The organism is Segatella copri (assembly GCF_019249655.2).
Classification (GTDB): Bacteria; Bacteroidota; Bacteroidia; order Bacteroidales; family Bacteroidaceae; genus Prevotella.
The window spans coordinates 3,940,999-3,950,000 of record NZ_CP137557.1; the positions used below are offsets into that span (position 1 = coordinate 3,940,999).

General features: G+C 44.8%; 3 protein-coding genes, 2 tRNA genes and 2 rRNA genes (1 of these 7 running past the window's edge). 5 read left to right on the top strand and 2 right to left on the bottom strand.

The genetic code is table 11. From position 1 onward, the window contains the following. Positions 1 to 142 precede the first annotated feature (142 nt). On the bottom strand, positions 143 to 2,044 hold the full coding sequence (locus tag KUA49_RS15925; protein ID WP_218412834.1) for a hypothetical protein: 1,902 nt from the start codon (positions 2,042 to 2,044) through the stop codon (positions 143 to 145). A 35-nt stretch (positions 2,045 to 2,079) separates the two neighbouring features. Continuing rightward, entirely contained in the window at positions 2,080 to 3,621 is a 1,542-nt protein-coding gene (locus KUA49_RS15930) for a DUF3575 domain-containing protein (RefSeq protein WP_218412833.1), read from the bottom strand. 328 nt (positions 3,622 to 3,949) lie between these two features. Between KUA49_RS15930 and KUA49_RS15935 the strand changes: the two genes are divergently transcribed. From KUA49_RS15935 to KUA49_RS15955, 5 genes are all read left to right on the top strand, one after another. Next, the gene (locus KUA49_RS15935; RefSeq protein WP_318331612.1) at positions 3,950 to 5,638 is read left to right on the top strand and encodes an IS1182 family transposase; all 1,689 of its coding nucleotides are present in this window, start codon (positions 3,950 to 3,952) and stop codon (positions 5,636 to 5,638) included. A 681-nt stretch (positions 5,639 to 6,319) separates the two neighbouring features. After that, positions 6,320 to 7,851, top strand: a 16S ribosomal RNA gene (locus tag KUA49_RS15940). A gap of 154 nt (positions 7,852 to 8,005) precedes the next feature. Next, positions 8,006 to 8,079: transfer RNA gene (locus KUA49_RS15945), tRNA-Ile, on the top strand. Between the two features lie 19 nt (positions 8,080 to 8,098). Continuing rightward, positions 8,099 to 8,172, top strand: a tRNA-Ala gene (locus KUA49_RS15950). A 218-nt stretch (positions 8,173 to 8,390) separates the two neighbouring features. After that, positions 8,391 to 9,002 (top strand): 23S ribosomal RNA (locus KUA49_RS15955) (it continues 2,284 nt past the right edge of the window). The 16S and 23S rRNA genes sit together here with 2 tRNA genes alongside, the layout of an rRNA operon.

Consider the following 9,002-nt stretch of genomic DNA (forward strand, 5'->3'; position numbering starts at 1 on the left):
GCAATTTCGTGCCTTTCTGAGGCGCAAAACGGGATGAGATTCAGTTGCTAGCCTGTCAAGCCCCATTTGTGTTTCTAGAAAGTTCCCCCGCACGCCCTTTAAGAACGTGTGGGGGATAAGCTATCGTTTTATTCTATCTGGCTTAGAGGTTTACATCGAATTTTATACCATCCTGCCATTTAAGATCTACTGCAAGACCTACGTTAATCTTTGATGTACGCATATCAGGGATATGGTTGTATGCCTTCTTCAAGTTTGTGATGGTGAAGTTGGCAATGGTGGTATGATCCTTGACAAATACACGGTCGACAGTTGTGGTAGTATTTCCTTCGAGCTTCAATTCACCAACCAAATAGAATTTGGTGTTTGCAGGAATTATGCCTTCTGCACCATAGAAAGCTACACCTGAATTATTTTCTAATTCTACGGTTACAAATACGTTGCTTTGCTTGTTGGCAGTTGCATCCTTGTTGTCCAATACCAATGTGTAGTTCGGGCTTGATTCTGTTGTTTTTGCTGCAAAACCAAAATTCATGTTATTATCGTAAATCGTATAACTGAATTCATTAGTATTGGTAGCATATGGTTCGAAATTCCAAGCTACACCTTGTGGCTGTCCACCAACTAAAATACCTGTAACCTTGAAGCCTTCTGTTGGTATATTTATGGTGTTGTTCTTGTCATATCCAAAATTGCCATCTTTTGCATTATCTTCTAATGGACCATTATTGCACTTTATAGTTGATTTCAAGCATGCTACACCATATTGGAGTGGATTTTGTAATGCAACGAAACGAGTTCTATTTTCAACTACGTCATTGTAACCTGTGTTCCAAATTGTACCTTTAGTCCATTCCTCGTATGTTGGTAATTTTGCAACTGCAGTAATCTCCTCTTGGGATGTCTTTACTGGAGAACTTACAAAATATGCTAACTCTGCAGGGTATGTGATTTTGGTATAATCAATGTTGTTTCCTGCATTGGTTGCTCCTATGCCAACATTGTTTGCATCGACAAAAGCAAATTGATCAGTATTCCATTGTACCTTTGCTACACCATCAGGTAAGTTCTTGTTTCTTGGAAATTCTACATCCTTGAGGGTGGTGCTTAGAGCGGTTTTACAGTTCTCGACGATTTTTTTGGCCAACTCGTTTTCCGTAGACTCATCCTTACCACCGATAACGTTTTTTAAGTCAGTAATGAGTTCTTTTACTGAAGTGGCAGAACCCGCAGTCAAGCTTTTAAATTTCGAGTAGCGAGAAGCTAATGCCTCGCGCTCATTCTCTGTGCCGAAATCAGATGGGGACTCCTTCTTAATTTCAGACCATTTGATGGTCTTTTTGTTGCCTTCAGGTCCTACCTCTATGGAAGTACCTGCAATAGTGTTCAGTGCTGTCAAAATATCTTTGCCATCTTCTGCAAAATTTGTTCCATTATAGGCTTTAACCAAATTGAACTTAAGCTCTGTTAGTGTTGGCTTTGCCCCTGAAGTTAATTTTTCATAAGGATTAGTCAATGCACCAGCTGCAAAATTATCTCTAACGGTACTCTGCCCTGTTGTTCCATTATATAAATTTCTTGGAGCTTTAGCATACAGAATAATATTCTTTGTTCCGACAGGAATAGCAATGTCACGATAAACACTACGCCAAGAAGTCATGTTCGTTCCGCTGACGTTATCTTTACTTGATGCATTTCCGCTAGTTCCAAGGTTTAGGGCTGCGGTAGATGTAGATTTCTCTCCAGTACCTGTATTTGTTCCAGGTGTGCCCTCGAAAGAAAACATTTCCATATTGTCCAATCCCAAAAACGTTTTATCGTTTTGGGTATAGTGCTCTGTCATTCTCGTTGAAACTCTGGCATTTCCGCCCTCATCATTTCCTGCATACGGAATGTTCAGGTAGAACTGTGTCTTCACCACCTGTCCTGCCACACCTGATCCTCCGTCCAGAGGATCTTCTGAATCTGAAGAGCAGGAAGTGAATCCTGCTGCGCTTGCAAGAAGCATTGCACTTGCCAAGCTAAATAGTTGAAATCTTTTCATAACTTTAGTCAGATTTTAGTATGTAAATAATCTTGTTAATTAAAAATTCTATCATATTGCATGAGGTTCTTCTTCGCCTCCTCATCGCCAGTCTCCATCGCCTGCTGCCAATAACGGCGGGCGGCTTCTCGGTTGCCCGTCATGTAGTAGGCTATGCCGAGGGCATTGGCGGCTCGCTTGTCGGCTTTTACCTTCTGCAATTCCTTCAACGCCTCCTGGTAACGCTCCGACTTGAGCAACTGGGTGGCTAGGTTGATGGTGGTCGCCGCCTCGTCAGGTACGTAATCGTAGTAGATGCGGAGGAAACCGGAATTGCGCTGGTTGCCCAGAATCTTATCACGAAGTTCTGCCCATGCCTTGCCTTGGTCGATACTCTTGATGCGACGCTCCCTGCGGTCGGCATCAGGTTCGCTGTCGATAATCCTCAGCAGTTCGTCCCGGCATTTCAGGTCGCTCTCCTTGATACTATAGCGAAGTTCAGCCCAAGCCTCTCCGCCATTGTTGCACTCGAAGTGCGAATCGGGAAGCAAGGTGCGTTGCTGAATATAATCCTTCAATGCCTCTGCTCGCTTACCAGCCAACTGTTCATTAAATTTCACGGAACCATCGATGGATGCAAGACCCACTATCTGGATAATCTTCACCGAAGAAGTGGTATCCTTCATGATGGCTTTGGTGATGTCGATAATCTGGTCGAGCACCTTGTTATTATTGCGGAACTCCTGCGTAATCTCAGCCTTCGACTTTGGGAAGAAAATGTAGAGTGCTCCTTCTTCCTGGCTCAAAACCAAATCCTTGGTGTAAGGACGATAGGTCTTAATATCTTGAAGCACAGGGTTGTTCTTCTGTAAATCGCCCGCCTTGCCCGTGTTGTCCTTGACGAACGAAAGGGCTGGGATAAACTGGATTTCGTTGAGCGTGCAATTATCTTCAGGAAGGATGATCTCCTGCGGCTCCTTCTGGCGGCAGTTGTCCATGCGGTCGGTAGCCCCGATGTTGTAAACCAGCGAAACAGCCAACTTGGTTGGCATCACGAAAGTCTTGTTTTTTTTCTCGATAGCTGTACCGCATTTTCCATAACAGTTATATTTGGTATAGCGAGTGAATCCCACTCCCAGTCCCAGTGCCGTTTCCAGGTTCCATCTGTTGCTCTTGCCGAGCGACCAGTCGTAACCATACACCAGTCCTACTGCACCCAAGTCACCTTGGAACCGATGCTTTTTTAGCTCTGGAAAAAAGCCGAAGGGGAAGTGTACGCCACCCGCATTGTAATGCGAGTAGAGTATGTTGGCTCCCAAGAAGTGTCCGATGTAGGGGCATCCAAGCCAGTATCTGATTTCCGGTTGTATCGCAATGTGCTTCAGCTTTTTGTTTCCACTATACGTAAATGTGTTCCATCCTAATGATAGATCCATCGACAATCGGTTAGATAGTCTGGTTTCTGCAGCGATATTGGGTGTTGTTGTAGCCCAGTATGCTAGGTTCGTCTTCAATCGCCAGTCTTGTGCCAGCGCGGAATTCATCGTAAGAGTAGAAATCAAGAGGAGCAGCATGCGCAGTCCATTACTTCTATTCATGTATCGTTCTCTTTATATTGTTCTTAATCTTCTTTATCGTTCTTAGATATACCGTATTTTGTACGGGTATACCATATTTTATGTCGGATATATCTGATTTTGCTCAGAATATACCATTCAAGTTAGTATAACTTTCATTTATTCATAGGCAAAGGTAGCAAAAAATCCGATAGCTTCCAAAAAAACGGGGGAGGCCGTCCGAAAACTTAATTAGGGAAGCAAACAACTGAATTGGGCATTTTTCTTTTGCTCTTTATAGTTAATTAACTTCGTATCTTCTTGATTCTCAATTATTTTATGTATCTTTGTAGTAAAAAACAAGAAAGATATGGCATATAAAAAAGGACAAGATAGACGACAGAGGGTTCTTTTCCCTGATTGCATTGACGAGTATGTAGAGGCTGACGCCCCTGTTCGCTTGTTTGATGCTTTTGTCGATAATCTCAAAATGGATGAACTGGGATTCGTCCGCAGTACTCCTGCAGAGACAGGTACTCCTGGATATGATCCTCGCGATCTCCTCAAACTCTATATTTATGGTTACTTCTATCAGGTACGTTCCTCTCGCAAACTTGCTCGTGAGTGCAAGTGTAACGTAGAGGTAATGTGGCTGCTCAACAAGCTGACTCCTGACTTTCGTACAATCTCCGATTTCCGCAAGGACAACAAGAAGGCTATTACTAAAGTTTTTAAAGAGTTCAACAAGTTTTGTATGGGACTGAAGCTCTTTTCCAAGTCGTACATCTCTATTGATGGAAGCAAGTTTAAGGCTGTAAATGCTAAAGACAACAACCTTACTCTAAGCAAACTCGATGACCGAATCAAGCGTCTTGATGAACATATTTCAATCTATATGGAAGAACTTGAAGCATACGATCATGAGGAAGGACGCAGGCTCTCTAAAGATGAGTTGCAACGTAAGCTTGATGTTTGCAAGGAGCGCAAGGAACGCTATGAGGGATACCGTGATACACTTGAGAAAAGTGGTGAAAGCCAGATTTCCTTAACCGATCCTGATTCCCGACTAATGAAAGCCAACGAAGGCTTTTGTGTCGGTTATAATGTGCAAACTGCAGTTGATGCGGAGAGCCATATGATAGCAGGCTTCCTGGTAACCAACAGTCCAACAGACCATGGTCAGCTTACAAGCGTAGCATCTGAGGTGAAAGCCGATTATGGTGTTGACGTTCTTGAATCAACTGCAGACAAGGGGTACGAGTGTCCCGAGGTTCATGCAGATGCATTGGCTAATGGTATCGTACCAAATGTCATCCAACGTGATGGCAGCTGCACGGAGCAGGTTCAGTTTGACTATAACGAAGCTACCATAACTGACGAACAAAAGTCAAGTACTAATCCAGAAGATTTGAAGGCATGTCTTGAAGCTGCAGTCATACCGGAAGCCTACAAGGATTTTTTAACCGATGCACAGATTGTAGAGGTCAAGGAGTACACTTCTGATGTAGCAGAGTCTGCTGTACTGAAGATGACTCCCGGGCAGATGCGTGCCAAGGCTCTTGAAGGATACTTCGTGAGGGATGCCGAACGCAATCTTGTCTATTGTCCGCAAGGAGAAATCCTGAGGCAAAAGTCTATCAAAAGAAACGGTATGATCCGCTACTGCAACAAGCTTGCATGTAAAAAATGCAAGTGCAAGTGTACCATCCAGAAGTTCAAGGAGGCAGACTTCAACAAAGACACCTTGATAAAGGCAACCGAAGCAAAACGCAAGCAACTCAAAGAAGAGAATAAGGACAAGCCAAAACCTCCAAGAATGAAGATCGTGAAGAAGGGTGTCCGTTACGTTTTACATCTAGATCAGAACAAGATGGACAATCGCAAATGCCTCTCCGAGCATCCTTTTGGAACCATGAAGCGAGCACTTGGGCAATACTACTTTTTACTGAAAGGCAAACTGAAAGTAACTGCTGAGATGGGTCTCTTTTGCCTATCTTATAACCTTCGTCGTGCCATATCTCTCAAAGGTGTACCTGCTTTGATTGCTTCTCTTGGATAATGACCTGTAGGGATCAATACCATCGAAAAACACGCTCTATTAGTGTTCATATCGGCCATTTTAAGCCCTTATGACGAATTGTTTAACATAAACTAAAATTTTAAGATGAAAAAAGATATGCCCTTAGAGGGGCTTAGGTGGAGTCGTGATAGCGGTTCTGCCCTCTATGATACACCCCAAAACGGCCGTTCTCGGACGGGCTGGGGGGTAATTTTTGTATTTTAGATTTTCTTAACTATATAAAGAATCGTGTGCGTGCACACATGCGCTCAACGTGTGTATGTATACTATAAGGAGCTGGAAGGAGAATAATGAGTTAGAATGTTTAAGACTGTTAAATTTGAGATAAAAATGAAACTTTCTTCTCTGAAAATTTGGTGGTTTCGAAAATAGTTAGTACTTTTGCACTCGCTTTTGAGAAATACACTTTCTCTAAGCAAATAAAGAAAGAGTTCTTTGAAAGATTTTACATAAACAGACAAGTAGTACAAGAAGCGGTTTTGGATTACACCTTATTATATATAGGGAGTATGAAGGAACTGGGTAAAAAGAAACGAACCGTCAAGCAATTGACAAGTCAGGTTTACTAAGCTTCAATAAACGAAAAGGATATTCGTCCTAAGTACAGACAACAAACACTTCGCTATACTTTCGGGTTTAGCAAAGTAAAAATGATATTTTACAATGGAGAGTTTGATCCTGGCTCAGGATGAACGCTAGCTACAGGCTTAACACATGCAAGTCGAGGGGAAACGATAGAGAAAGCTTGCTTTTTCTAGGCGTCGACCGGCGCACGGGTGAGTAACGCGTATCCAACCTGCCCATCACTTGGGGATAACCTTGCGAAAGTAAGACTAATACCCAATGACGTCCATAGAAGACATCTGAAATGGATTAAAGATTTATCGGTGATGGATGGGGATGCGTCTGATTAGCTTGTTGGCGGGGTAACGGCCCACCAAGGCGACGATCAGTAGGGGTTCTGAGAGGAAGGTCCCCCACATTGGAACTGAGACACGGTCCAAACTCCTACGGGAGGCAGCAGTGAGGAATATTGGTCAATGGGCGAGAGCCTGAACCAGCCAAGTAGCGTGCAGGAAGACGGCCCTATGGGTTGTAAACTGCTTTTATAAGGGAATAAAGTGAGTCTCGTGAGACTTTTTGCATGTACCTTATGAATAAGGACCGGCTAATTCCGTGCCAGCAGCCGCGGTAATACGGAAGGTCCGGGCGTTATCCGGATTTATTGGGTTTAAAGGGAGCGTAGGCCGGAGATTAAGCGTGTTGTGAAATGTAGACGCTCAACGTCTGCACTGCAGCGCGAACTGGTTTCCTTGAGTACGCACAAAGTGGGCGGAATTCGTGGTGTAGCGGTGAAATGCTTAGATATCACGAAGAACTCCGATTGCGAAGGCAGCTCACTGGAGCGCAACTGACGCTGAAGCTCGAAAGTGCGGGTATCGAACAGGATTAGATACCCTGGTAGTCCGCACGGTAAACGATGGATGCCCGCTGTTGGTCTGAATAGGTCAGCGGCCAAGCGAAAGCATTAAGCATCCCACCTGGGGAGTACGCCGGCAACGGTGAAACTCAAAGGAATTGACGGGGGCCCGCACAAGCGGAGGAACATGTGGTTTAATTCGATGATACGCGAGGAACCTTACCCGGGCTTGAATTGCAGAGGAAGGATTTGGAGACAATGACGCCCTTCGGGGTCTCTGTGAAGGTGCTGCATGGTTGTCGTCAGCTCGTGCCGTGAGGTGTCGGCTTAAGTGCCATAACGAGCGCAACCCCTCTCCTTAGTTGCCATCAGGTCACGCTGGGCACTCTGGGGACACTGCCACCGTAAGGTGTGAGGAAGGTGGGGATGACGTCAAATCAGCACGGCCCTTACGTCCGGGGCTACACACGTGTTACAATGGCAGGTACAGAGAGATGGTGTTCTGCAAAGCGCATCTAATCCTTAAAGCCTGTCTCAGTTCGGACTGGGGTCTGCAACCCGACCCCACGAAGCTGGATTCGCTAGTAATCGCGCATCAGCCATGGCGCGGTGAATACGTTCCCGGGCCTTGTACACACCGCCCGTCAAGCCATGAAAGCCGGGGGCGCCTAAAGTCCGTGACCGTAAGGAGCGGCCTAGGGCGAAACTGGTAATTGGGGCTAAGTCGTAACAAGGTAGCCGTACCGGAAGGTGCGGCTGGAACACCTCCTTTCTGGAGAGACGATTATCTTTAGCTATTAGTTTATAGTTAATAGTTTATAGTTTTAGTGACTGATTAAAGTTCGCTTCTCTTCTTGTACGCACCATCTGTTTAATTAAATAAGAGATAGAGAATGTTCGGCAGAGATGCTACTCTTTACCAACACAGTCCTATAGCTCAGTTGGTTAGAGCGCCACACTGATAATGTGGAGGTCGGCAGTTCAAATCTGCCTGGGACTACTTCTTTACTTCTCGATTCGGGGGATTAGCTCAGTTGGCTAGAGCACCTGCTTTGCAAGCAGGGGGTCAACGGTTCGAATCCGTTATTCTCCACTATGTCATTAGTTGAGTTGCTTTAAACTGTCAACTTTCAACTATAAACTGACAAAAAGATCTTTGACATATTGACACAAGCAAAACTGTAAGTAATGAACTTTAGTTCAGACTAAAGTGAATCAAATCGCAAGATGAGATTTCACAAGTTAGAATACAGCTGAAAGTATGAGCTACTTATTCGTTATTCGGAAACGAGTAACAAGAATACAGTCGTAAAGAAAGTAAGAAAGGGCGTATGGCGGATGCCTAGGCTCACGGAGGCGATGAAGGACGTGATAAGCTGCGATAAGCTTCGGGTAGGTGCAAATAACCTTTGATCCGGAGATTTCCGAATGGGACAACCTAGCCGTCTGAAGGACGGTTACTCTTACCAATGTAAGAGAGCTAACGCAGGGAACTGAAACATCTTAGTACCTGTAGGAAGAGAAAATAAATAATGATTCCCCTAGTAGTGGCGAGCGAACGGGGAACAGCCCAAACCAGTGGCGTCGCAAGGCGTGGCTGGGGTTGTAGGACCGCGACATTGTATGCAAATCGTGAACAGAACACTTTGGAAAATGTGACCATAGACGGTGATAGTCCAGTATGTGAAGCGAAATGCAGCATAGCGGTATCCTGAGTAACGCGGGACACGAGGAATCCTGCGCGAATCTGCCGGGACCATCCGGTAAGGCTAAATACTCCCGTGAGACCGATAGCGAACGAGTACTGTGAAGGAAAGGTGAAAAGAACCCCGAGCAGGGGAGTGAAATAGTTCCTGAAACCATGCGCCTACAAGCGGTCGGAGCATCGCAAGATGTGACGGCGTGCCTTTTGCATAATGATCC

What these genes read in the sequence shown, in the direction of transcription:
- KUA49_RS15925 (WP_218412834.1), bottom strand. Translation starts at nt 2,044, where the DNA reads ATGAAAAGATTTCAACTATTTAGCTTGGCAAGTGCAATGCTTCTTGCA.
- KUA49_RS15935 (WP_318331612.1), top strand. Translation starts at nt 3,950, where the DNA reads ATGGCATATAAAAAAGGACAAGATAGACGACAGAGGGTTCTTTTCCCT.
- KUA49_RS15930 (WP_218412833.1), bottom strand. Translation starts at nt 3,621, where the DNA reads ATGAATAGAAGTAATGGACTGCGCATGCTGCTCCTCTTGATTTCTACT.